The organism is Paenibacillus dendritiformis (assembly GCF_015845845.1).
Taxonomy (GTDB): Bacteria; Bacillota; Bacilli; order Paenibacillales; family Paenibacillaceae; genus Paenibacillus_B; species Paenibacillus_B dendritiformis_C.
On the sequence record NZ_LDIG01000103.1, the window covers coordinates 24,835 to 47,696 of the forward strand.

Sequence of the window (22,862 nt, forward strand, 5' to 3'; positions counted from 1 at the left end):
GCTTTATTCAAATGCAGGTTTTGGATATCGTGCCGTCACGACTTTCTTTCTCGTATAGAAATCGACGCTGTCCTTGCCGTTCGCGTGCAAGGTGCCGTAGAACGACGATTTCCAGCCCGAGAATGGGAAGAAGGCCATCGGCGCAGGGACGCCCAGATTGATTCCGAGCATGCCGGCATCGATATTTTCGCGGAAGTACCGGATGGCGGACGCATTGGTCGTGAACAGGCACGCCCCGTTGGCGAACTCCGATTGATTGGCGATCTCGATCGCTTCCTTTAAATTTTTGACGCGAATGATCGAGAGCACCGGAGCAAAAATCTCTTCCTTCCAAATCGTCATCTCGGTCGTAACTTGGTCGAAAATGGTCGGCCCGACAAAATAACCGTCCTCCGAAACCGATTCGCGGCCGTCGCACAGAAGGTTGGCGCCTTCCTCGATTCCTTTCTCGATATACTGATGGGTCCGCTTCAAATTTTCTTCGCGGATAACGGGTCCGAGGAACACGCCGTCATCGAGGCCGTTGCCGATTTTGATGCCGGCCGCGCGTTCGCGCAGCAGCGCGATGAACTCGTCGGCAATGTCCTCCTCGACCGTGACGACGGCGCAAGCCATGCATCGTTCGCCGGCCGATCCGAAGGCAGCGGAGATGACATTCGTCACGGTCTCTTCCAAATTCGCATCCTTCAGCACAATGGTATGGTTTTTCGCTCCGGTCAACGCTTGTACGCGCTTCAGGTTCTCGCTTCCTTTTTTATACACATATTCGCCTACCGGCTTGGAGCCGACGAAGGATACCGCTTTGACGTCAGGATGCTCCAGGATGCCGTTCACTACGTCATGAGCGCCATAGACAACGTTGAAGACGCCTTTTGGCAGTCCGGCTTCCGTGAACAGCTCGACCAGTTTCTCCGTCAGGAGCGGCGTTCTCTCGGAAGGCTTGAGGATGAACGTATTGCCAAGCGCGATCGCCATCGGGAACATCCAGCATGGCACCATCATCGGGAAGTTGAACGGAGCGATGCCGCCGATGACGCCGATCGGATACCGGTAGTTCGCCGCTTCTACATCCGTCGCAATAGAGGAAAGGGAATCTCCCATCATCAGCGTGGGCGCCCCGGCGGCGAACTCGACATTTTCAATGCCGCGCTGCACCTCGCCGCGCGCTTCCGTAAGGTTTTTGCCGTTTTCGATCGTAATCAGGCGCGCCAGCTCTTCCCGATGCTCCATGAGCAACTGTTGGTAGCGGAAAAGAATTCGGGCCCGGCGGGGAACGGCTACGTTTTTCCATTCTTCGAATGCCTTCGCCGCGGCGGCTGCCGCCGCATCCAATTCGGCTCTCGTCGACAGGGGAACCTGCGCTATCACTTCCTTGGTAGCCGGATTATATACGCTTTCATACTGGGCCGTGCTGCTTTCTACCCATTCGCCGTTGATGTAGTTCTTGATTCTTCGGATCTCGTTCATGGTGCTCCTCCTCCGTATAGCAGATCAAAGATATCCAAGAAACCGACAGCTCCATCAAATAAGAAGGCGCTTTCGAAATACGTGCAAAAAATGAAACAAATGCCTTTGTATTAAAGGCCTGTAAGTGTTGTTATGTTTTTGATGAACTCATATCATTTCTTGGTTATCTTTCGAGTACATATTAAGCCTGATATGGGTAGTTGTCAATCAATTTTTTGGTCATCTCATGATTACATTGAACCGTAAATCTATTTTAAAAGTGATTGTTTAGTATGTAATTTGGTAATTGTTGATTAACTTTTGGTTATGTGTTATATTTTTTTGTAAAAGAATAAGGGGGAGGAGCCGATGCGGGAGAAACGGCTGCAGGATATCGAAGACTATATCCATTCGGTGGGAACGGCTTCGTTGGACGAGCTGTGCGAGCACTTCAATGTTTCGAAAAACACGATTCGCCGTGATATTAACAATATTTTGGATAAGGGGACAATCCAGAAGGTCTATGGCGGCGTCACTTCGATGTCCAGCCATTTGGTTCCGTTTGAGAACCGGGATATTACGAATTCATCGGCGAAGACGGCCATTGCCAAATGCGCGGCTCAATTTGTGGAAGGAAATGAACTGATATATATCGATTCCGGCACGACGACGCGCAGTATCGTGGAGCATTTGCCGCGGGTGCCGAAGTTGACCATTTTGACGAACAGTCTTGACATTATCAATGCCGCAGCGAATCTGGAGCATATCACGCTCTTGACGGTCGGCAATTGCTATAAGCGGGATACGAAATCGTTCGTCGGCAACGACAGCCTTCATATTCTCGACAAATACAATATCAACAAGGCGTTTATGGCGGCTACAGGCGTTTCGATTGAGAGCGGATTGACGAACTCGGATATTTTGGAATACGAGATTAAGAAGAAGATCGTGGATAAGGCGCAACGGGTCTACTTGCTGGCCGATGCCTCCAAATTCGGGCGCTCGACGCTGTTGACCTATGCCCCGTTCGATCAAGTCGACACGCTGATCACGTCGGAGCCGCTGCCGAAGGAATATCAAGAGTATTGCGACGAACATGGAATTTCCGTCGTGACGGCGGAACAGGAATCGGGGACGAGGGGGATATAAGCTATGCCAATGCTGCGTTTTGATGTTATCGAGGGCCGGAACGAACAAGAATTGAGACAACTGCTGGATGCAGCCCATGAAGCGATGGTGGAGGCATTCGATGTGCCGTACAACGACCGTTACCAGATTGTGCATCAGCATCCTGCCCATGAGATGATTATCGAGGATACGGGCCTTGGCCTCAAGCGAACCAAGAATCTGGTCATTATCAGCCTCGTCAGCAAAGCGAGAACGAACGCCCAGAAGGAACGTTTATACGCGCTGCTAACGGAACGGCTAGAGTTGGCCTGTGGAATTTCGCCGGATGAGGTGATGATTTCCATTACGGAAAACGGACCGGCGGATTGGAGCTTTGGCCGCGGAGAAGCGCAATTTTTAACGGGTAAGCTGTAAACGAAAATGGAAAACGGGCCTTCAAGCAAAAAAACTCCGGTGACGGAGTTTTTTTTATTTTCCATATAGGTGTTCTGCAAGCAGATACCTCATTCTTTTACTTAGGAAAAGAGAAATGCAGCGCAAACCAAATAATAAAGATAAGGGAAACGCCCCATATCATAAACATGGCCAACAAATGAACCACTTGTTTGTCGCATTCGAGGATGGAGGCCTCGTCATCGCATTCCGACTTTGCTTTCAGCTTGAAGAGCGATCTGAATATCGTAACGCCCATAAATATATAGATCGTAATGAAAGCGACACTCAGTGCCGTATGCATTTTACTCATCCCCTTGACACATAATTGCTATTATTTTGGCCCAAGAAGGATGCGTTTATTCGCTGGAGCCCAGGAAAACATGTCTCCGATCATCAAAGCGGAGGGGGAGGAAGACATCCCCGCTAAGGCTTCCCGCATGGAGATGTCTGTCCCTTGCCGTACTACTCCTCGGCCAACTCGCGGAACGATTTCACTTTGCCGTGGGAGTGCGGAGTTTGTTTGCGGATTTTGTCCGCATTGACACGCCGGTGCTTCGGAGAGGTCATCGGCTCATCCTCCTTCATGATAATGGAACTATAAGGGCGATAACATACGTCATTCGATAGGCCGCTGCACAACCGTAGCGGCCTGCCCGCCATCTGTCGGACAGGCTTCTCCCCATCGAATGTGTCATTAATATGGTTCCGGACTCCTCGTCTTATCCCCGCCAAAGTCAGGAGATGCAGCAGGGGGAAGAACAGGTATAATAAGGTGTAGGAATCAAGGATCCATCCTTTGCGGCTCAATGAAGGGAGAGATGAGGACATGGTATATGAAGCAGACTCCAAGCGTTATGATGCGATGGTCTACCGGCGCTGCGGCCGTTCGGGCTTGAAGCTGCCCGCGATTTCGCTGGGGCTATGGCATAATTTCGGAGGCATCGATTCATTTGAGAACGGACGGGCCATGCTGCGGCGCGCGTTCGATCTGGGAATTACGCATTTTGATCTGGCGAACAACTATGGTCCGCCGGCCGGCTCCGCCGAGCTCATGTTCGGGCAAATGCTGAGGGAGGATTTTCGTCCGTACCGCGATCAGATGATCATCTCGACCAAAGCGGGCTATTACATGTGGGAAGGCCCTTACGGCGAATGGGGATCGAGAAAATATCTTATCGCCAGCCTTGATCAAAGCCTGAAGCGGATGGGATTGGACTATGTCGATATCTTCTATTCGCATCGTCCGGATCCGGATACGCCGCTGGAAGAGACGATGATGGCCCTAGACCAAGTTGTCCGCCAAGGAAAGGCGCTGTATGTGGGCATTTCCTCGTATGATGCGGAGCAGACCAGCGAAGCGATCCGGATTTTGCGGGAATTAGGCACCCCGCTCCTCATTCATCAACCATCTTACTCGATGCTGAACCGCTGGATCGAAGACGGACTCCAAGACGTGCTGGAGGAACATGGCGTTGGCAGCATCGCGTTCTGTCCCCTGCAGCAAGGTCTGTTAACGAATCGTTATCTTCACGGGATACCGGAGGATTCGAGAGCAAAAAAAGCTTCCGGATTTTTAAAAGAGGGAGAAGTGTCCGATCAAGTCATTGCCACGGTTCGCCGACTGCACGAGATCGCGGAACGTCGCGGCCAATCGTTGGCGCAGATGGCGCTTGCCTGGGTGCTGCGCGGCGGGAAGGTGACTTCCGCTCTCATTGGCGCAAGCCGGGTCAGCCAGATCGAAGAAAATGTGAAGGCACTGGAGCAACTAGCGTTCACGGCGGAAGAATTGACTGATATTGAACAAGTCTTGCAGTCATAACAGAGAGACGATACCCCATGTCTTCCTGTTTTCCGATTCCTTTGACACCCCAAGAAACGCTGTGCTATTGTTTTTTTTAGGCATTTATCGAAGTGGCAATGATTTATGTCGTTGCAGCTACATTTGAAAAGGTGCAGGGGGAGAAACTAATGGGAAGATCAAGTTGGAAATGGATGATCGCCGGTTGTCTGTTATTCGGAAGCCTGGCGCCGTTCGCGATGGCGCAAGAGGCGGGGGCGGCAACCGAATCGGCGGTGGAACTCGTGCCGCTGAGGCAGGCGGCGGAATCGATTGGAGCACTCGTTGAATGGAATCAACAGACGAAGAAGATCACCGTAACCTTTGGCGATCGGGTGTGGACGATTCATTCCGAAAGCGGCCGTTCCGAGGTGAACGGAACAGCCGTGACGCTCGACGCCGGCTCTTTGCAAGGCAAGGAGAAGGGGCTCCATTACATAGCTTGGGGAGCCATGAAGGAGGCGCTGCAGATCCAAGGGAAATGGGTGGACGGCAAGGTGCTGGCGGATAAGGCGGATTGGAAAACGCGTGCCGCTCAGTTTACGGTCCAGTGGGCGGCCCTGGCGGAAGCGCCGGAAGAGGAAGCACAGTTGGCCTCTCTCTTGACTTCGGAGCTGAAGGAAGCGACGAAGGTGGCGCACTTATCTAGCTTGGCGAAGCAGATCATCCCCATGGTCGGGAAACCGACGCAATTCGTTCAAGCATCCTCCGATAACGACGGCGTGCACCAGAACGTGCAGGTGCTGTTCAAGACGGATAAGGAACTGATGCTGTCACTTACACTTCGTTATAAGGAGAACGGCTTGTTGAACGATGTGTTTTACTCGTATCTCCCATCCGGGGACTATCAGCCGCCAGCTTATGACGACGCTTCTCTGTACAAGGAAGAGACCATTTTCATCGGTGAAGGGCAATTCAAGCTGCCGGGCACATTGACCCTGCCAACCGCAGCGAATGCGGCGGGCACCTATCCGGTGGTCGTGCTGGTTCACGGCTCGGGGGCCAATGACCGTGACGAGTCGATTGGCGCGGCCAAGACGTTCCGTGACATGGCGATTGGGCTCGCAAAGGAAGGGATTGCCACGATCCGCTATGAGAAGCGGACGCGGGAATATCCGGTTCAATCGGCGGCGATTCCGCGCTTCACCGTGAAGGAAGAAACGGTGGATGATGCGCTGCTGGCGGTGAACTGGGCTGGTCAAGACAAGCGGCTGAACAAGGAACGCATCTATGTGTTGGGCCATAGCCAGGGAGGGATGCTTATCCCGAATATCGTCAAGGCCGACAACGGAAATGCGATCCGCGGGGCTGTCATCGCGGCAGGGCCTTCCGGGCCAATCGAAGATTTAATGATTGAGCAGATGGAACGCCAGCTTCAATATGCCAAAGACAACGGCCAACCGGCGGAAGTCATCGCGGCAGCGGAGGGACAATTGAAGATGTGGCAGCAAATGGTTGCCATCATCAAGGATGAGCAATATACGCTCGACAATCTTCCGGCGAATTTCCCGCTGCCGAACGCTTCATGGTGGATAGATTTCCGCAACCACCACGGTGGAGAGATAGCCAAGGAGCAGAAGGTTCCGCTCTTCATTATCCAGGGGGATAATGATGCTCAGGTCGGCAAAGAGCACCTGGACGGCTGGAAGAAGGCGCTCCAAAGCCGCACCAACGTCCAATACAAGCTGTATCCGAAGCTCAACCACGTATTCGTAGAGAGCGACAAACCGTCCACAGGCCAGGAGTACGTCATTCCAGGCAACGTGCCGGAACAAGTCATGAAGGATATCGCAGCCTGGATTCGCAGTAACTAAATTACTACTCACGAAGAACCGTCCGCAGCGTAATGCTGCAGACGGTTTTTTTTGGGGCAGGTGAACCTGGTATATGTTGTCTGCCTCTTTACAGTCTCTATCCCAAGCAGTCAGGTGAATGTACATGTGTCTTGCCTCTTATGTTTGCTATCCCAAGCAGTCAGGTGAATGTCTATGTGACTTGCCTCACGTTTGCTATCCCAAGCAGTCAGTTGAATGTCTATGTGACTTGCCTCTTACGTTTGCTATCCCAAGTAGTCAGGTTAACATCTATGTGTCTTGCCTCTTACGTTTGCTATCCCAAGTAGTCAGTTGCATGTCTATATATCTTGCCTCTAACCGTCACTATCCTAACTAGTCAGGTGTAGCAAAGGATAGGGTCATACCTGACCAAATGGGATAACGATCAGAAGGAAGCAGAACAGGTCATATCAGACTGGATGGGATAGCGAGATCTGATCGCGCCAAGTGAATAAGATGACAATTGTCATGCGGACATCATGACAGTCCATACTAACCGGCCCGGACCCGAATCTTTATGATAAGGATAGAAGCAAGAAGTAAGGGGGACGCAAGGTGAATGCAGTGATTGAGATGCGCAATGTCACGAAAAGGTTCAAGAATAAAACGGCGGTGAACGGGGTGTCGCTCGACATTATGCGCGGTTCCGTTGTTGCCATCCTGGGGCCGAACGGCGCAGGGAAAACGACGACGATTTCGATACTGCTTGGCTTGATGGAACCGACCGAAGGAACGGTCAAGCTGTTCGGCAAGAACCCGAGTCATCTTCAAGTAAGGCAGCGGATTGGCGCTATGCTGCAGGAGGTCAGTATCATCGACCGGCTGAAGGTGCATGAGGTCATCGAGATGTTCCGGAGCTATTATCCGAAGCCGCTGGCGACGGAGCGGCTGATCGAGCTGACCGGCTTGAGCAAGCCGGAGCTCGAAATGTATGCGGAGAAGCTGTCCGGCGGGCAGAAGCGCAGAGCGGGCTTCGCGCTGGCGCTGGCCGGTAACCCGGACCTGGTCTTCTTCGACGAGCCGACGGTAGGTATGGACGTGGCAGCGCGGCGCCGCTTCTGGGAACAGGTTCGTGTGCTGGTATCCGAAGGCAAGACAGTGCTGTTCACGACGCATTATTTGCAGGAAGCGGATGATGCGGCCGACCGGATTATTTTATTCCATCAGGGGGAGATCGTGGAGGACGGCAAGCCGGAAGAGATTAAAGCACGGCTCCTGAAAAAATCCGTCTCTTTCCGGCTCGAAGGAGATACGGCGGCAGCTTGCGCCAGCATTCGCCTGTGGCCGAATGTGTCGGATTGCGAATTGATCGACGGGCGGATACATATCCGGACGGATGATACCGACGGCGTGCTGGCAGCGATGTTCGAGCGGCAGCTTCCGGCCCGGGATATTCGCATTGATCAAGGGCGTCTGGACGAGGCGTTCGAGCAATTGACTATGAGTTCGCAGGAGGTCGCCCACTGATGAAGCTGTTATTTGTCCAATTCAAGATAGAACTGCTGCGTGTCATCCGCAACCCGTATTTTGTGTTTTGGTCGCTGCTGATGCCGATGGCCTTCTATTTTATCTTTACTCGCATCGTCAATGTTGACGTTGAAAATAAGACATGGTGGCAGGCACATTATTTGATGTCGGTGACCGGATTCAGCGTTATGGGCTCTGCGATTATGACCTTGGGCATCCGCATCGTCCAGGAACGCGAGAACGGATGGACGACGTATATGCGGATTACGCCGTTGCCGGGCATTATCTATTTTGCGGGGAAAATGTTCGGTCAGTTCATGATGCATCTGTTTTCGATTATCGCGATTTTCCTATGCGGGTATTTAGTGAATGGAGTGTCTTTATCCTGGTCGGCCTGGCTTGGCTGCGGCCTGTGGCTGTTGCTCGGCTCGATCCCGTTCCTTGGGCTTGGCGCGCTCGTAGGGACGATGAAGCGGGTGGATACAGCGAGCGGCGTCAGCAACGCGATCTTTATGCTGCTCGCGATTACCGGAGGAATGTGGTTCCCGCTCGACATCTTGCCGAAGTTCATCCAGATGGCGGCGAAGGCGCTGCCGGCCTATCATTTCGGGGGCGGAGCTTGGGAGATTGTGCGCGGCGAGACGCCGCAATGGGAGCACGCACTGTTTTTGGCAGGCTATCTGCTTCTGTTTATGATACTATCTACGTATATCCGAAAAAAGCAGGAAGCGGTGTAAGTTCATGTCCCGGACGAAGTTCAGCTTGTTCCCCAGACAGTTTGGATTTTATCCTTATATATGGTTAATCTATATGACCCTCTTTATTTACAATATGCAATTCGAGCATGGAGTGAAGAAAATCATCGGCTACGCGATGATCGCCTTATTCGTCGTAACCTATCGGCAGCTTTATTTCGCTTCGGGCCGGGCCTATGACTTTTGGATTGCGCTGCAGATGCTGTTAAGCGCTATTCTGCTCACGTTCTATAATCCCAACTATTTGTTTCTTGGTTTTTATACAGCGAACTTCATCTCATTTTATGAGGACAGGCGAAAATTCAATATTGCGTACGGCGTGCTTGTCGCGTACATCCTGTTGCCGATGTTATTCCATTTGCGAGCCATTGATGTGTCGGAGTATATCTTTTTCATCCCGTTTATTGCCATCATGCTGGCATCGCCATTCGGCATGCGATCGATGCACCGGCGCCAGCAACTGGAGAAGGAGCTGGACCAGGCGAATGAGCAAATTCGGGAACTGGTGAAGCGGGAGGAACGGCTGCGCATTGCCCGCGATCTGCATGATACGCTCGGCCATACGCTCTCTCTTATTACGCTTAAGAGTCAATTGGTCGAAAAGCTGATTGCGAAGCAGGAGATGGATCGGGCTCGGGAGGAAGCGCGGGAGATTGGGCAGACCTCCCGGGCCGCGCTGCGGCAGGTGCGCGAGCTCGTCTCCGATATGCGGGCCGTCACGGTTGCTCAGGAGCTGGTGGAGTCCGAGCGAATGCTGGGGAGTGCCGGCATCGAGCTTCAGGTTCAAGGGGAACTGACATTGGAGGGAGTTCCAGACCTGACACAAAATATGCTCAGCCTGTGCATTCGGGAAGCGATGACCAATATTGTCAAGCACAGCCGGGCGAAGAGCTGCCTCATTCATATCGAGCGGACGAACGCGGAGATCCGGATTCGTTTGCAGGATGACGGTATCGGTTTACGCAGCGGAAGCGGCATGGGCAACGGTTTGAATGGCATGTCGGAACGGCTTGCCTTGATCGATGGAAGCTTGTCGCTGGATTCGGATGAGGGCGGAACACAATTGACGGTGACCGTTCCGCTTATCGTCAAGAACGGGAAAGACGGAGGAGGTGCGGCATGATCAGGATCGTTATCGCTGAAGATCAGCGAATGCTGCGCGGCGCACTCGCATCTCTCCTTGATTTAGAGGATGATATTGAAGTGGTTGGGCAGGCCGGCGACGGAGACGAGGCCCTGGAGCTGATCGCAAGGCTGGAGCCGGACGTATGTCTGATGGACATTGAGATGCCGGCCAAGAGCGGCCTGGATGTAGCCGAAGAGCTGAAGCGCCAGCGCTTGAATTGCCGGGTTATTATTTTGACGACCTTTGGCCGGCCGGGATATTTCGAGCGGGCCGTGAAGGCCGGGGTTCAAGGCTATCTGCTGAAGGATGAGCCGAGCGAGCGGCTTGCCGAGGCGATACGCAACGTGGTGCGGGGCGAGCGGGAGATTTCGCCGGAGCTCGCATTTGCTGTGGTTCATGAAGAAGATAACCCGCTGACCGAGCGGGAGCGGGAGATTTTGAAGCTTGCCGCCGAAGGGCGCACCGCGAATGAGATCGCGTCGGCACTGTATTTATCTTATGGCACCGTGCGCAATTACTTGTCCAGCATCATGAACAAGCTGGAGGCCAGGACACGCATCGAGGCCATCGAGAACGCAAGGTCCAAAGGATGGTTATAATCCCTTAGCAACAAGCCAGAGCCGCGTGCGGCTCTGGCTTGTCTCATTTTGGCCGGCACGGCCGGGGCTACGGCGTGCGTGCGTCGCTGACAAGCTTCATCAGCGCTTGGAAGCATTGTACGAGATCATGGGGATCCTTGTAGTCCGCTTCGAACATGAAGGGACCGCCGTAGCCGCTATCCATTAGCGCTTGAAGCACTTCCGCCCAATTCACGATGCCCCGGCCGGGAAGCCAGTGGCGCTCATCCACGCCGTCATAATCCGAGAGATGCAGGGTGGCGATGCGGTTCCCGAAGGAGCGGATGAAGGCTTCCGGCTTCTCCGTCAGCAGATGGTTCGTATCGAAGCAGACGACAGCGTGCGGCGCGCCGTCGATCAAGGCGGCGATCTCGGCGCTGTTCCGGCCGAGGCAGGAACGCGGCAGATCCTCGACGGCCAGCTTCAGGCCGCGCAGATGGGCCCGCTCGCTTAACTCGCGCACGGAGGCAGCCGCCAGCCTCAGCCGCCGTTCTCTTTGCTCATCGGGAATCGGCTCGAAGCTCGGATGAATGACGGCCAACCTGCGCGCCCCAGTCTCGCGCCCAATCCATCACGCGCGTGTGGGCCTCGATGATGGCGAGGCGCTCGGCGTCATCGGGTGCCGAGATGTCCCATGGGTTCCCGAACGGCAGATGAACCGACCAGATCTCGATGCCGGCCTTCCCGGCGGCATCCACGGCCTGCTGGTAACGTGTGTGCATGGCGGGAGTAAGCGCTTCCTCTGGGGGAACATAGTTATCCAGATTCAGCTCAATACAAGCGATGCCTGCTGCTTTTAACTGCTGAAGCGTTACCGATTCCTTGTCGTACCAATACGTGCCAAGTTTCCATGGAGAGTGGGCTTCGGACATAGGCTGCTCGCCTCCATTACGATGGGGATGGTTGCATAGGAACTTTCCCCTTACTCTATCATTGCAATCGGAAGGTGTAAATAAGGCCTGGCTCCTTCTCCCAAGGGTGATAGTGTCGAATTTCCTCCGGCTTTTTTATAGCGATTTTTAGTAGGATTCAAGGGAGGCAGGCAGCGGGTAATAGATAGGAAGAACTCTTTTTGCATCGGAAGCAGGAGAGGAATGAGCGAGAAGGATGTGTTATAGTATACATGAATTTAACATGAAAGGGAGGGATTAGGGAATGAAGTTGGTTAAAGATGAAATCCAGGCCGATGTCGTAATTATCGGCGGAGGATTGGGGGGCGTCGCGTCTGCCTTGTCCGCCGCTAGAATGGGACTGCGTGTGGTGATGACGGAAGAGACGGATTGGATCGGCGGTCAATTGACGTCGCAGGCGGTTCCTCCCGATGAGCACAAGGCAATTGAGACGATGGGCTGCACCCGTACATACCGGGAGCTACGCGAGCGGGTGCGGGCTTATTACCGGGCGAATTATCCGCTCACCGAGCAAGCGGCGAACAATCCCTTGCTCAACCCTGGGCGGGGATGGGTCAGCCGCCTCTGCCATGAGCCGAAGGTGGCGCTGCGCGTGCTGCATGACATGCTGGCGCCGTATACGAGCAGCGGCCGGATTGCGATTCTCTACGAGACGATTCCTGTCGAGGCGGAAACGGAGGGCGATATCGTCCGTTCGGTCACGGTATCGCATGTGCGCACGCAGCAGTTGACCCGCTTGACAGGTTCATATTTCCTCGACGCGACCGAATGCGGCAACCTGCTGCCGCTCGCCGGGGCGGAGCATGTGATCGGGGCCGAGTCCCGCGCGGAGACGGGCGAGCTGCATGCGTCAGAGAAGGCGAATCCGCTTGATATCCAGTCGTTCACGCATGTATTCGCCATCGATTATTTCCCGGAAGGGAACTTTACGATCGAGAAGCCGGAGCAATATGATTTCTGGCGGCAGTATGTTCCGGAGCCGTCCATCTATCCTCTGTTAAGCATGTATACGATCAATGTCAATGATCCGACCAAGTACCGCAAATTCAACCTGTTCTCCGACGGCAAGGATCCCATGCCGCTGTGGACGTACCGGCGGATTATCGACAAGGCCCTGTTCGAGCCGGGCTTCTACGATAGCGACATCACGCTGGTCAACTGGCCGCAGAACGATTACTACCTGGGCCCGATTATCGGCGTAAGCGAGGCGGAGAAGCAGAAGCATCTGGAGAATGCGAAGCAGTTGAGCTTCTCGCTTCTCTACTGGCTGCAGACGGAGATACCGCGGCCTGACGGCGGAAAGGGCTACCCGGGCTTTCGCTTGCGCACGGACGTGCTGGGCACGGAGGATGGCATGGCCAAGGCGCCGTACATTAGAGAATCGCGCCGGATCAAAGCGCGTTATACCATTACCGAAGCCGATGTCGGCAAGGAGATGCGGGGAGAGGCGGGAATTCGCCGCTATCCCGACAGCATCGGCGTGGGCAGCTATCATCTGGATCTTCATACGACAACGGTCTCGCACCGCAAGTTCTATCTGCCAAGCTATCCATATGAGATTCCGCTGGGCGCCTTGCTGCCTGTCCGGATGACCAATATATTGCCGGTATGCAAAAATATCGGTACGACTCAAGTGTCCAACGGCAGCTATCGGCTGCATCCGACGGAATGGAACATTGGCGAATCGGCAGGCTATCTGGTCGCCTATTCGCTGCAGCATCAGGTTACGCCGCATCAAGTGCATGAGGAGCCGTCCCATCTCGAATGCTTCCAGTCGCTTATTCAGGAGAAGGGCATTCAAATCCATTGGCCGGATGGTTTTGAGATGTAGTCTTTGCGGGACGGAAGAGGGGGCGCCGGCCCCCTTTTTCATGTTCGTCCCCCTGCCCGGGTTACGCCGTTGACCAAGCGCCACGCATGTGCCCGCCGAGGCCGGTTCGGGAACGGCACGGGAGAGGCCGCCGCTCAATAGGTCTTCATGCCGGTGCCAAGGACGGCGACACGCTTCGTTCCTTGTTCCTCAAGCACTTTGACGGTGATCTGAGCCCCCTCCTGGAAATTCGGAATGTTTATCATATGAATGGCCGTTTTGATCTCGATTGGAAACGATTCTCCGTTCGGCATCGCCACGTCCAATGCCAGCAGAACAACAGGTTGATCATCGATGTGGGTTGTTGTCGGCGACAGGGACATAATTGTGGCGGTGGCGGGGATGCCTCGCGTCATTACTTCATGCTCTTGTTGTCGCGCGCGCTTTTTGTTGCGCAAGATAGACGATACCACGCACAATACAATGATAATATCGATCACCAAAATTCCAATGATGATCCACAGCGTCGTGTTCTCCATTCGGATTCTCCTTCGTCTCGGACAGGATGCCGCCGGATCCTGCCCAGCAAGCGGCTGAGCGCAGGGCCCGGAGGGGCTTGGACCGCCATGTTGCTGTTAGCGGTATCCCATCTGCATCGTGTTGTGCCATCCCCTTCGCATAGGTTCAGGCATGGAGCGGGGCACGGGCCGCCGCTTCCGCTTCCGAACAATATACAGAAGAGGGGACTTCTATTGTATCAACCATTCATTTCCACCGTCCCGTGACTTTGGATTCATTTTGCGGCAATTCAGGCCCAAAATGTGGAATCGATACAGGACTTTTTCCCGGCATGTTGAAAAAGAATAGGTTGCCGTAACCGCTATAGGAACCAATATCGCCACGGGAGGGCTATCTATGATTGAAATTCGTTTATCGGTTGGCTATGAAGAATATGAAGACGGAGAGAGGATGTCTGCGCTGATCGAGAAGCTGGCAGCCGGAGAGCATAGCGAGCAACTTGTCAGCTTGATTATCGGCGATTGGGGACAGGCCTACGAGAATTCCCCCGACAGCTTCCTCGATACCTTGATTGCGAATCGGGAACGGTTCCCGAACTTGAAAAAGTTGTTCATCGGAGATATGGACTATGAAGATTGCGAGGTCTCCTGGATTATTCAGACGAACCTGTCTCCCTTGCTGAAGGCGTATCCGAATCTGGAATCATTCACGGTCAAAGGAAGCACCAGCCTGAGGCTGGATCCTTTGGAGCATGCGCGGCTGCAGGAACTGGTCATTATTTGCGGCGGACTGCCTGCAGAGGTGCTGGCCGACATCCGCAACGCGAAGCTGCCGGAGCTGCGGAAGCTGGAGCTGTATCTCGGCGTCGATGAATACGGCTTCTCCGGTTCGCTCGATGACGTGCTGTCCGTAACGGAACCCGGTTTATTTCCGAAGCTGACCTATCTCGGGTTGAAGGACAGCGAGATTCAGGACGAGATCGCGCAAGCGCTGGCCGATGCGCCGATTCCGGATCAACTGGAGACGCTTGATCTGTCCTACGGCACCTTGTCGGATGCAGGTGCGGAAGCGCTGCTCGCCGTCGAGCGGGAGCTGATCGCGCTCGGCGCCCTGAACGGATCCGCGGACGAGCAAGGGGCGCGGGCGCAAGAGAGCATTCCGGCGCAGGCGGCGCGGCGCCTTCCCGAAGAGCATGGGCGGATCCGCTATCCGGCTCAATGGTTCCGGGGATATTGCCGTTTGCTCGCCCGGCTTCGGCTGCAGGCGTCATCGCCGGCATCCCGGTGCGCTGGGTGAACGATCCCGCCGACATCGCGGTTATGTTCGACAAGCGGCGCTGCCGGGAGCATCTATCCCGGCATGGCGTACGCATGCCCGAACTCCCTGATCGGATGTGTACGAGCCTCCAGAGGCGCCCGAGATTGTCCTCCCGACGGACCGCTGCTCCATGGGTGCAGCTCGCCCTTAACCGGCTGAAGGAGCTGTCCTTGCTGACCTAGAAAGTCATGCTCAAGGCTCTTCGCCAGGCCGCGTGCATCCGAATTCTCGGACCGGAGACGGTGAGGGGCGGATAGTAGAGCGGCAAGGAAGCGGCCGGCCGTAGTGCTACTCCTGACCGGCTTCATTCAGATAAGGCCGAACATCTTCGATCGGGATGGCAAGTCCGACATCGATCGATTCCTCGCCCTGCTTCACGGTCGAGGTGGCGAAGACGACGGCGATGACGCGGCCTTGCTCGTTCAGGACCGGGCTCCCGCTGTTGCCCGAGTGGATCGGAGCCTGAAACATCAGCACGGGCCGCTCGCGGTCCTGCAGCGGGGTCAGACCGAGAATCTTGCCTTCGATCGCGATATGATAGAAGGCGAGCGGGTTGCCGATGATATGAACTTCGGCGCCTTCCCGCCACCCGGAGTCCGTCTCCAGCGGCAAGGCAGGCAAAGAACCGAGGTTGTCCCGCAGCTTCAAGACGGCTACATCCAGGGCGGCATCGCTTGCGATCACATCGGCGAGATACGTTTGATTATTTTGAAACGTGACCGATCCGGTCTTGTCCTCCCCCATCACATGTCGGTTCGTAATAATGATGCCTTGTGTGGCTACATTGAAGCCCGTGCCTTTTCGATCACGCGCATTGACGATGACGACCGCCTCCTTGTATTGCCGGATCTGTTCACTCTGCGACAATTCCTTGTCCGCATGGAGGAAGCGGAGGGCAGGGAGATTGTAGATCTGCGGCCAGAATGCGATCACATTGCCGAACAGGATCAGGGCCAACAGTACCGTGATCGATTTTGCCATCCATTTTCTCCGCGGACCAGGATCCGGATCTTCCTCACCGTCTTCGTCCTCCCGAATCCACTGCTCGAATTCTGCTGCGGTTAACGGTTCGAAATGGCTGTGCTCCGGCCATTCGCCGGGCCGCTGCCCCATGGCGGAAGGCTCCCGTTCGCCGGAGGCTTCCGTAAATCCGGCTTGGGCCTGTTCCTTGCCCGCCTCTTCTTCCCGGAGGGTGTTGCCTTCGCTGGCGTCCCGATCTTCTATCGTCTCCTTGCCGGCGGCTGAGGCATCTCGTACATCCCCGCTCTCGATTACGGAGCTCCCGGGAACGGACCGCTGTGCCGATTCCTCGGCCGGGGCCGGATTGGACGCTTCCCTCGCCTCCTCGTTCGGCTTGCCAGGATTCATCGCTTTATCCTCCTCGCATCAGATTCGTGGAGAGAACCTGGAATGTGTCATGCCCTTGCTGCAGGGCTTACACGGATATTATAGCAAATCGCCTTCCGGCAACGGAGCAATCGGCTGTCTGAAAGGCGGGACGGGGTGCAAAGCGCGGCGTGAAATAGTAGAATGAGGATGAATCTTGTTGCCGCCGGCCGATCCTGATTGAAACGGGATCTTGGCGGGTACTTATTGTCGGGAGGAGCGTTCGATGCCTGCAGAAGGAGAGATTAAGCAAGCTTACTCGCTCTCTTCGTCAGGCAAAGGGTGGTTCCCCCAAAGCTGATCATGAAGAGGAGGAATCCCCGATGTTATGGGATGTTCGAATCAATGTGCACCGCTACGATCCTTATCATTCCTGGTATGCGCACCCTGGCGCGAGACCGGCGAATCGGAGAGGCCGCTCCCACTGCAAGCCCAGCTTTTATGACATTCTGCATGAGAAGCGGAAGCGGGCCGGCCACCGGGAGCGACAAGCATACCGGCAGGCCAAGCCGGGGAAGGAGCATGCCATCGTTGCCCGGCTAGCTCGGCTCCAGCCTCCGCTCGGGTAGCGACCGCTGCAGCCCGGAACGCACCGCCCGCGTGTTATCGCGACCCGTATTCCGCTGCAGACGGGTGCCGCCATTTACGCGCGCGCGACACATTATCCGAGATGTTCGAGAATGGTCCGGTATGCCGTGACCGCCTCGAAGTCATGAACATTGAAGACGGCCGGATCGACGCCGGACTTGACGAAGACGGCATGATGCCGACGATTGATATAGATCTGTTGCCCGTAAATGCCGCGGGCCATCACCTCCGAGCCGTCGCTGCCGAGCGGTGTCCACCACTGATACTGATAGCCGAAGCAATCCTCGGCTTGCCCCGCCTGCAGGTCGGACCGATCAGGAATGACCGATTCCTTCATCCATTTCTCCGAAATGATCTGCCGGCCGTTCCAGGCTCCCTGGTGCAGGACAAGGCGGCCGAATTTCGCGTAGTCCCGCAAAGCGGCATTCAAGAACGCGAATGCAATCTCATTGCCGTGCAGGTCGGTGTTCCAATAGGCATCGTATTCCATGCCAAGCGGCTGCCACAGCTTTTCCTCCAAATAAGCCGATAACTTTTTCCCGGTCGTCCGCTCCAGCAGCATACATAGCACTTGGGTATCCACGCTCTTGTATTGGTAATGTCCCGGCGGCTGCAAGCGCGTCAGCTTGCGCACGTACTGTGAGATCGGCATCGCCGACTCCCCGAAGACATCGTTCATAAAGGTATAAATCTCCGCATCGGGATCGGCGTAGTCTTCATTGAAGCGAACGCCGGAGGACATTTGCAGCACATCCTTGATGGTTGCTCCTTCATAGCCGCTTCCGGCCAGCTCCGGCAAGTACCGCGTTACCGGATCATGGACGTCCCGCATCGAGCCTTCGTCGAAGGCGATGCCCATCAGGGCCGAGATGAACGATTTGGCGACCGACATCGACGTGGCGGTCGATTCCCGCGTATATCCGTTATAATAACGCTCCGTTAAGATGGTATCATCTTTGATGACCAGCCAACCGGTAGCTTTCACCTTGTCCATATATTCGCCGACGGTGGATGCTTGTCCGTTGTAGCTGTAGCGGACATCGTCCAGATTTTGCAAGTTCTCGGAGAACCGGAACTTGTCCGCCGGCGCGTGAATATCGCGCTTCGGCAAAATATGGTCCATATTGCGGAAATTCCAGGCAATATGATCCTCGTGCAGCAGCGTATCCAGCTTGGAGAGATCGTAGTGGGGCTGGCATGCCCCGGTTTGCGCGGCTGTCTTCATCGTTCTTCAAGCCTCCTATATTCAATCTGTGCGTCTGCGCAGCACTTCCTTCATTGTACTGTATCCTGCGGATGAGAACAAATTTTACCATGAATTCAAGGGGACGGAACAGGAATTGTCCGCTGTGTGTTGAAGTGTTGGGAGAAGGTATTGTTAAGGAACCATTTATAAAAGGTCAGGACCCGGTGCCAAGCGGGCAGATTTAGTATGCGGAAACACGGCTGCCGATGCTGGTTCGGCGCATAGCTTTTTCCGGGTAAGTGGGGTCGGAAAATGGGATCGGTAAATCGGAAGGAGGCATTAACGTGGACACGAGGAGCAGATGCCAAGAGCTGCTGCACAGACAAAAACTTTCGCAGAAAAACGCCGCTGCCCATGTCATGGAGCTGCTGGAACACGAGTTCGGAATTCAATCGCAGATTTTCAGCCATTCCTTACTGGCGGTACAGTGCAGAATGCAGAACAAGGTCTCCTTGCATGATATCCAGTCCTTAATCGCGGACGAGAAAAAATTAATCAGGACGTGGTCGCTCAGAGGGACGCTGCATCTGATGCGAACAGCGGATGCCGCTGTGATGTGGAGCGGGCTCGGCACGGAATGGGCGGCCCGATGGGGAACGTATCTGAATCAGCATGTCACGGAATATGAGAAGCAGCTTGTCTCCGAGGCGGTGCTCTCCTCCTTATCCGATGGACCGAAAACGCGAGAGCAGTTAAAAGCCGAACTGAAGCAATCGTTGACCCTCGAGCCTGCTCTCATAGACTATTTACTGTCTTCGTGGGGCGGCATCCTTAAGGACTTGTCTTATCGGCGGATGGTGATGCACGGGAACCCGTTTGATCCGGAAATCGCATTCCATCTTACAAGCTCGTGGCTGCGGGACCGCCCCGACGTCTATCATACGTATGATCAGGTAGAAGCGCTTGGCCTCATTCTGTTGCGCTATTTACAGGCTTATGGTCCGGCAAGGGCCGAGGATTTTGCGTACTGGTCGGGGGTTACGGTCACGCTGGCGAAAAAAATCTTCAAAAATAGAAGTGCCGACCTCATTTCGATTGGCGACCTGTACGATAACAGAAATATCTATAGAACGATCGCTACGGCCGACGTTCCGACAGTGAAGCTGCTGCCGAAGTTCGATCCTCTGTTATTGGGGCATAAAGAAAAGTTTTATATGGAAAGCGAGCATTATAAAAAGGTTTATGGCGCTGCGGGCCATGTCCATGCGGCTGTCATGCTAAACGGCATGATAGCGGGAACATGGAGAGTCAAAGGTAAAAAAGTGGACATGCGCCTGTTTGGGGATGCAGATGAAGGTTTGCGGGCCGAACTCCGCCGCGAAGCGGAGATAACAGCCTCTTTTTTTAATCAAAGCTCTCGGCTGCATCATGCTGACGGCTAACCCTTCTTCCGTGTTTTCCGAACCTCGAATGCGCCGCTGATTGTCACGCCCGCCGCGTTCGAAGCGGGAGCAGAAACCGAAGCTGCATCCCGACCGGGGCTGCAGCTTTTTGTGCGCAGCGGCACGGCGCTTCACGCCGAGGGCTCGCTATGAATCGCCGGTGGCGAATGAAGCGCGGCGAACAGCGAATAAAAGCCATGCCCAGCGCATCTCTATGTGCCTGAAGGACGTTGCACGCTGCACGGCGGTACCAATCCTGCAAATTTGCAGGATTTACTGCCTTGAGAGGCGCATTCTTGTGCTGATTCCTGCAAAACTACAGCATTTCCCTCCATTAACCTTGCATTCAAGCCGATACGGATGATAATCCTGCCTTTTTGCAGGATTCTCTTTTCCAGCAAAGGGTGCAGGCGAAATTGCTGCATATTTGCAGGATTCCCTTTTTCAACAATCCCTACAGGCGAAAATCCTGCACTTTTCCAGCAATGAGGAGCAGATTCTGGCGGTCCCCGCGAAAGGGGGAGTAGTTTGATCATAAATATTTACGATTTTATATGGTGAAAGTGATTACTTTCACTAATAAGCAAGAATTCCTGTGCTATCATAATGATGTAGTGCACAGTACTGTATCGCTGCAAGACAAATACAACACAAGAGAAGACAAGGGGTTTAAGCGAGATGAAGAGGATGAAGAAAGCGGGACTAATGATGCTTGTCCTGTGTATGGTCGCGATGCTGGCGGCATGCGGAAGCGGGACCAAAGACGGCAAGGAGGCCGGTAATGGAGGGGGGATCGTAACATCCATCGGGGAAGGCGATGGGAAGCACGGTACGATTAAGGTAGAGGTCACGTTTGAGAACAATGAGATTAAAGATATTAAAGTGCTCGAGCAGAAAGAAAACGAGGTATTGGCCGAGCCTGTGTATAAAGAACTGAAAGAGATTATGATCGCTTCGAACAGCGCGGAGGCGGATGCGATCAGCGGCTCGACGGTCACAAGCCAAGGCTACATCGATGCGGTGAAGGATGCGGTAGCGAAGGCGGGCTTGACGCTCGTCGCGAAGCAGGCAACTGGAAAAAGCCAGACAGACGAGCCGGCCGAGCAAACATATGATGTGGTTATTATCGGGGCTGGCGGCGCCGGTTTCAGTGCGGCGTTGGAAGCGAAGCAGGCGGGCGCTTCGGTGGTCCTGCTGGAGAAAATGCCTAGCGTAGGCGGCAACACGCTGATTTCGGGCGGTGAGATGAATGCGGCCAACACGTGGGTGCAGAAAAACTTGGGCATTGAAGACAGCACCGAGCTGTTCATTGAAGATACGCTCAAAGGCGGAGATAATGTCGGCGATCCGGAAATGGTCCGCGTGCTGGCCGAGAACGCGACCGCGGCGGCAGAATGGCTGAAGGATAAAGTGAAGGTGAACTTCCTGGAGGATCACCTATTCCAGTTCGGCGGCCATTCCGTCAAGCGCGCGCTCATTCCGGAAGGGCATACGGGCGCCGAGCTGATTACGAAGCTGAAAAAGCAGTTAGACGCGAATGGTATCGATCTGAAGACGAACACGAAGGCCGAGAAGCTGCTTACGGATGAGAGCGGCAAGGTGATCGGCGTCGAAGCAACCGGAGCGAACGGCGGCACCATCACTTTCCATGCCAACAAAGGCGTCATTATCGCGACAGGCGGCTTCGGCTCCAATGTCGAAATGAGAAAGCAATACAATCCGGAATACGATGAAAAATATATGACGACGGATGCGCCGGGCACAACGGGAGACGGAATTGTGATGGCGCAGGCAGTCGGCGCCGCCCTGACCAATATGGAGAGCATTCAGACTTATCCGGTGTGCAATCCGAAGACCGGCGTTATCTCGCTCGTGGCGGACAGCCGTTTTGACGGGGCGATTCTCGTGAACCAGAGCGGCCAGCGCTTCGTCGAAGAGCTGGAACGCCGCGATGTCATCTCCAAAGCGATTTTGGCTCAGGAAGGCGGCTATGCCTACCAGTTGTGGAATCAGGAAATTGGGGATATCAGCAAGACTGTCGACACGCATAAAGACGAATATGAAATGCTCGTCAAAGACGGTCTCTTGTACAAAGCGGATACGCTGAAAGAAGCTGCCGAATTTTTCAAGATCGATCCGGAAGCGCTGCAGGCGACAATCGACCGCGTCAACAAATTCGCCAAGTCCGGAAAAGACGAGGACTTCAACCATCGCGCAGGATTGAAGGATATGAGCAAAGGGCCTTACTATATTCAAAAAGCGGTGCCTTCCGTTCACCATACGATGGGCGGACTTGTGATCAATAAGACGACACAGGTGATGAACGAGCAAGGCCAGCCGATTCCGGGCCTGTTCGCCGCAGGCGAGGTCACGGGCGTCATTCACGGCAAGAACCGGCTTGGCGGAAATGCGATTGCCGATGCCATCACCTTCGGGCGCATCGCCGGCCAGCAAGCGGCCAAATAAATAGCAAAGGGAAAGAAGCCGAAGCGAAGCCGCAGCATCAAGCTGCGGCTTTCAGATTGAGACAAACTCCCGCGAAATACTGCAACCGCGGGAGTTCTTTACGTTTTTTATCGCTATTTACAAATACGAAATTTTCTATATTATACCATATTAATGCGGTGAATGATTGAAATTATCTCATAAAAAACAGACTGTCGACAATGGCTTTGCCGAGATAGGCCGCCTTGTACACGGTGTCATTCGTCAATTCCCTGATAGGCGGTCGATTCAATTCCGTAGAACCAACTCCTTGTCAGACAACTCTTGCTTGGCCAGCAGCCTCATCTCCTGCGCAAGCATGTCCCGCAAGTACACCGGATTCGGAGAGATCCCCATGAACTCCTCCAATATTCGGCGGTCCCGATGCAAAGGGAGCCCCAGCGGAGCGGCCAGTTCGGCGTGAAGCACCTCCTCGATATGGTCATGCGGATAGAAATGAAGCGGTATGAAGTCCGGCAAACACGGATTGCTGCGGCAGAACGCAAAAAATTCATCATTCAGCCGCGGCGAGCGGATGGTGATGATCCGCCCTGGCGCGCAGCCGCTCCGAAA

At 54.5% G+C, this 22,862-nt stretch carries 22 protein-coding genes and 1 pseudogene; 13 read left to right on the forward strand and 10 right to left on the reverse strand.

Features of this window, described 5'->3' with window-relative positions; genetic code table 11:
* Positions 1 to 3: 3 nt before the first annotated feature.
* Entirely contained in the window at positions 4 to 1,467 is a 1,464-nt protein-coding gene (iolA, locus tag ABD76_RS08755; protein WP_168181929.1) for a methylmalonate-semialdehyde dehydrogenase, read from the reverse strand.
* 348 nt (positions 1,468 to 1,815) lie between these two features.
* On the opposite strand from iolA, the gene ABD76_RS08760 reads away from it, so the two are divergent.
* Both ABD76_RS08760 and ABD76_RS08765 read left to right on the forward strand, forming a co-directional pair.
* Complete coding sequence (locus ABD76_RS08760) at positions 1,816 to 2,595, forward strand: DeoR/GlpR family DNA-binding transcription regulator (RefSeq protein WP_197256067.1); 780 nt, start codon at positions 1,816 to 1,818, stop codon at positions 2,593 to 2,595.
* A gap of 3 nt (positions 2,596 to 2,598) precedes the next feature.
* Complete coding sequence (locus ABD76_RS08765) at positions 2,599 to 2,988, forward strand: tautomerase family protein (protein WP_197256070.1); 390 nt, start codon at positions 2,599 to 2,601, stop codon at positions 2,986 to 2,988.
* A gap of 97 nt (positions 2,989 to 3,085) precedes the next feature.
* Here the strand turns inward: ABD76_RS08765 and ABD76_RS08770 are convergent, their stop codons facing one another.
* Entirely contained in the window at positions 3,086 to 3,310 is a 225-nt protein-coding gene (locus ABD76_RS08770) for a hypothetical protein (RefSeq protein ID WP_197256071.1), read from the reverse strand.
* Between the two features lie 161 nt (positions 3,311 to 3,471).
* Positions 3,472 to 3,576, reverse strand: a complete 105-nt coding sequence (locus ABD76_RS29395) for a DUF6254 family protein (RefSeq protein ID WP_220084708.1) — start codon at positions 3,574 to 3,576, stop codon at positions 3,472 to 3,474.
* Positions 3,577 to 3,835: 259 nt separating this feature from the next.
* On the opposite strand from ABD76_RS29395, the gene mgrA reads away from it, so the two are divergent.
* The 6 genes from mgrA to ABD76_RS08800 all read left to right on the forward strand — a co-directional run bounded on the left by mgrA (position 3,836) and on the right by ABD76_RS08800 (position 10,628).
* Positions 3,836 to 4,828 carry an L-glyceraldehyde 3-phosphate reductase gene (gene mgrA / locus ABD76_RS08775; protein WP_197256073.1) on the forward strand — a complete coding sequence of 331 codons (993 nt, stop codon included), beginning with the start codon at positions 3,836 to 3,838 and terminating at the stop codon, positions 4,826 to 4,828.
* 149 nt (positions 4,829 to 4,977) lie between these two features.
* The gene (locus tag ABD76_RS08780; RefSeq protein WP_197256075.1) at positions 4,978 to 6,660 is read left to right on the forward strand and encodes an alpha/beta hydrolase family protein; all 1,683 of its coding nucleotides are present in this window, start codon (positions 4,978 to 4,980) and stop codon (positions 6,658 to 6,660) included.
* A 576-nt stretch (positions 6,661 to 7,236) separates the two neighbouring features.
* Positions 7,237 to 8,148, forward strand: coding sequence for an ATP-binding cassette domain-containing protein (locus ABD76_RS08785; protein WP_197256077.1), 912 nt, complete (start codon positions 7,237 to 7,239; stop codon positions 8,146 to 8,148).
* Complete coding sequence (locus ABD76_RS08790) at positions 8,148 to 8,885, forward strand: ABC transporter permease (protein ID WP_197256079.1); 738 nt, start codon at positions 8,148 to 8,150, stop codon at positions 8,883 to 8,885. Before ABD76_RS08785 ends, ABD76_RS08790 begins: the two co-directional genes overlap by 1 nt.
* Positions 8,886 to 8,889: 4 nt before the next feature.
* Complete coding sequence (locus ABD76_RS08795; protein WP_197256081.1) at positions 8,890 to 10,026, forward strand: sensor histidine kinase; 1,137 nt, start codon at positions 8,890 to 8,892, stop codon at positions 10,024 to 10,026.
* Complete coding sequence (locus ABD76_RS08800; RefSeq protein ID WP_197256083.1) at positions 10,023 to 10,628, forward strand: response regulator transcription factor; 606 nt, start codon at positions 10,023 to 10,025, stop codon at positions 10,626 to 10,628. The genes ABD76_RS08795 and ABD76_RS08800 overlap by 4 nt, the downstream gene beginning before the upstream one ends.
* 67 nt (positions 10,629 to 10,695) lie before the next feature.
* Here ABD76_RS08800 and ABD76_RS29400 read toward each other — a convergent pair whose 3' ends face one another.
* Entirely contained in the window at positions 10,696 to 11,187 is a 492-nt protein-coding gene (locus ABD76_RS29400; protein WP_242069464.1) for a sugar phosphate isomerase/epimerase family protein, read from the reverse strand.
* Positions 11,147 to 11,518 (reverse strand): apurinic/apyrimidinic endonuclease family protein, encoded by a 372-nt coding sequence (locus ABD76_RS29405; RefSeq protein WP_242069465.1) that lies wholly within the window; start codon positions 11,516 to 11,518, stop codon positions 11,147 to 11,149. Before ABD76_RS29405 ends, ABD76_RS29400 begins: the two co-directional genes overlap by 41 nt.
* Positions 11,519 to 11,801: 283 nt before the next feature.
* On the opposite strand from ABD76_RS29405, the gene ABD76_RS08810 reads away from it, so the two are divergent.
* Complete coding sequence (locus tag ABD76_RS08810; RefSeq protein ID WP_197256085.1) at positions 11,802 to 13,388, forward strand: FAD-dependent oxidoreductase; 1,587 nt, start codon at positions 11,802 to 11,804, stop codon at positions 13,386 to 13,388.
* Between the two features lie 134 nt (positions 13,389 to 13,522).
* Here the strand turns inward: ABD76_RS08810 and ABD76_RS08815 are convergent, their stop codons facing one another.
* Positions 13,523 to 13,906 (reverse strand): hypothetical protein, encoded by a 384-nt coding sequence (locus tag ABD76_RS08815; RefSeq protein WP_197256086.1) that lies wholly within the window; start codon positions 13,904 to 13,906, stop codon positions 13,523 to 13,525.
* A gap of 379 nt (positions 13,907 to 14,285) precedes the next feature.
* On the opposite strand from ABD76_RS08815, the gene ABD76_RS08820 reads away from it, so the two are divergent.
* Positions 14,286 to 15,182, forward strand: a complete 897-nt coding sequence (locus ABD76_RS08820) for an STM4015 family protein (RefSeq protein WP_338125082.1) — start codon at positions 14,286 to 14,288, stop codon at positions 15,180 to 15,182.
* Between the two features lie 309 nt (positions 15,183 to 15,491).
* On the opposite strand, the gene ABD76_RS08825 is transcribed toward ABD76_RS08820, so the two are convergent.
* Entirely contained in the window at positions 15,492 to 16,571 is a 1,080-nt protein-coding gene (locus tag ABD76_RS08825; RefSeq protein ID WP_197256088.1) for a S1 family peptidase, read from the reverse strand.
* A gap of 341 nt (positions 16,572 to 16,912) precedes the next feature.
* Here ABD76_RS08825 and ABD76_RS08830 point away from each other — a divergent pair, with 341 nt between their 5' ends.
* On the forward strand, positions 16,913 to 17,158 hold the full coding sequence (locus ABD76_RS08830) for a hypothetical protein (protein WP_197256090.1): 246 nt from the start codon (positions 16,913 to 16,915) through the stop codon (positions 17,156 to 17,158).
* 92 nt (positions 17,159 to 17,250) lie between these two features.
* On the opposite strand, the gene ABD76_RS08835 is transcribed toward ABD76_RS08830, so the two are convergent.
* Positions 17,251 to 18,402 carry a serine hydrolase domain-containing protein gene (locus tag ABD76_RS08835; protein WP_197256092.1) on the reverse strand — a complete coding sequence of 384 codons (1,152 nt, stop codon included), beginning with the start codon at positions 18,400 to 18,402 and terminating at the stop codon, positions 17,251 to 17,253.
* A 305-nt stretch (positions 18,403 to 18,707) separates the two neighbouring features.
* Here ABD76_RS08835 and ABD76_RS08840 point away from each other — a divergent pair, with 305 nt between their 5' ends.
* Positions 18,708 to 19,805 (forward strand): DNA glycosylase AlkZ-like family protein, encoded by a 1,098-nt coding sequence (locus ABD76_RS08840; protein WP_197256094.1) that lies wholly within the window; start codon positions 18,708 to 18,710, stop codon positions 19,803 to 19,805.
* 212 nt (positions 19,806 to 20,017) lie between these two features.
* Here the strand turns inward: ABD76_RS08840 and ABD76_RS08845 are convergent, their stop codons facing one another.
* A complete protein-coding gene (locus ABD76_RS08845; protein WP_197256096.1) occupies positions 20,018 to 20,230 on the reverse strand; it encodes a hypothetical protein in 213 nt (70 codons plus the stop codon).
* A 253-nt stretch (positions 20,231 to 20,483) separates the two neighbouring features.
* On the opposite strand from ABD76_RS08845, the gene ABD76_RS08850 reads away from it, so the two are divergent.
* Positions 20,484 to 22,271 (forward strand): flavocytochrome c, encoded by a 1,788-nt coding sequence (locus tag ABD76_RS08850; RefSeq protein ID WP_197256097.1) that lies wholly within the window; start codon positions 20,484 to 20,486, stop codon positions 22,269 to 22,271.
* A gap of 267 nt (positions 22,272 to 22,538) precedes the next feature.
* Here the strand turns inward: ABD76_RS08850 and ABD76_RS08855 are convergent.
* Positions 22,539 to 22,862 (reverse strand): annotated as a pseudogene (locus ABD76_RS08855) (GH39 family glycosyl hydrolase); the annotation flags it as partial.

What these genes read in the sequence shown, in the direction of transcription:
- ABD76_RS08780 (WP_197256075.1), top strand. Translation starts at nt 4,978, where the DNA reads ATGGGAAGATCAAGTTGGAAATGGATGATCGCCGGTTGTCTGTTATTC.
- ABD76_RS08760 (WP_197256067.1), top strand. Translation starts at nt 1,816, where the DNA reads ATGCGGGAGAAACGGCTGCAGGATATCGAAGACTATATCCATTCGGTG.
- ABD76_RS08795 (WP_197256081.1), top strand. Translation starts at nt 8,890, where the DNA reads ATGTCCCGGACGAAGTTCAGCTTGTTCCCCAGACAGTTTGGATTTTAT.
- ABD76_RS29395 (WP_220084708.1), bottom strand. Translation starts at nt 3,576, where the DNA reads ATGACCTCTCCGAAGCACCGGCGTGTCAATGCGGACAAAATCCGCAAA.
- ABD76_RS29405 (WP_242069465.1), bottom strand. Translation starts at nt 11,518, where the DNA reads ATGTCCGAAGCCCACTCTCCATGGAAACTTGGCACGTATTGGTACGAC.
- iolA (WP_168181929.1), bottom strand. Translation starts at nt 1,467, where the DNA reads ATGAACGAGATCCGAAGAATCAAGAACTACATCAACGGCGAATGGGTA.
- ABD76_RS08770 (WP_197256071.1), bottom strand. Translation starts at nt 3,310, where the DNA reads ATGCATACGGCACTGAGTGTCGCTTTCATTACGATCTATATATTTATG.
- mgrA (WP_197256073.1), top strand. Translation starts at nt 3,836, where the DNA reads ATGGTATATGAAGCAGACTCCAAGCGTTATGATGCGATGGTCTACCGG.
- ABD76_RS08850 (WP_197256097.1), top strand. Translation starts at nt 20,484, where the DNA reads ATGAAGAGGATGAAGAAAGCGGGACTAATGATGCTTGTCCTGTGTATG.
- ABD76_RS08830 (WP_197256090.1), top strand. Translation starts at nt 16,913, where the DNA reads ATGTTATGGGATGTTCGAATCAATGTGCACCGCTACGATCCTTATCAT.
- ABD76_RS08800 (WP_197256083.1), top strand. Translation starts at nt 10,023, where the DNA reads ATGATCAGGATCGTTATCGCTGAAGATCAGCGAATGCTGCGCGGCGCA.
- ABD76_RS08835 (WP_197256092.1), bottom strand. Translation starts at nt 18,402, where the DNA reads ATGAAGACAGCCGCGCAAACCGGGGCATGCCAGCCCCACTACGATCTC.
- ABD76_RS08810 (WP_197256085.1), top strand. Translation starts at nt 11,802, where the DNA reads ATGAAGTTGGTTAAAGATGAAATCCAGGCCGATGTCGTAATTATCGGC.
- ABD76_RS08825 (WP_197256088.1), bottom strand. Translation starts at nt 16,571, where the DNA reads ATGAATCCTGGCAAGCCGAACGAGGAGGCGAGGGAAGCGTCCAATCCG.
- ABD76_RS08845 (WP_197256096.1), bottom strand. Translation starts at nt 20,230, where the DNA reads ATGCAGCAATTTCGCCTGCACCCTTTGCTGGAAAAGAGAATCCTGCAA.
- ABD76_RS08765 (WP_197256070.1), top strand. Translation starts at nt 2,599, where the DNA reads ATGCCAATGCTGCGTTTTGATGTTATCGAGGGCCGGAACGAACAAGAA.
- ABD76_RS08790 (WP_197256079.1), top strand. Translation starts at nt 8,148, where the DNA reads ATGAAGCTGTTATTTGTCCAATTCAAGATAGAACTGCTGCGTGTCATC.
- ABD76_RS08815 (WP_197256086.1), bottom strand. Translation starts at nt 13,906, where the DNA reads ATGGAGAACACGACGCTGTGGATCATCATTGGAATTTTGGTGATCGAT.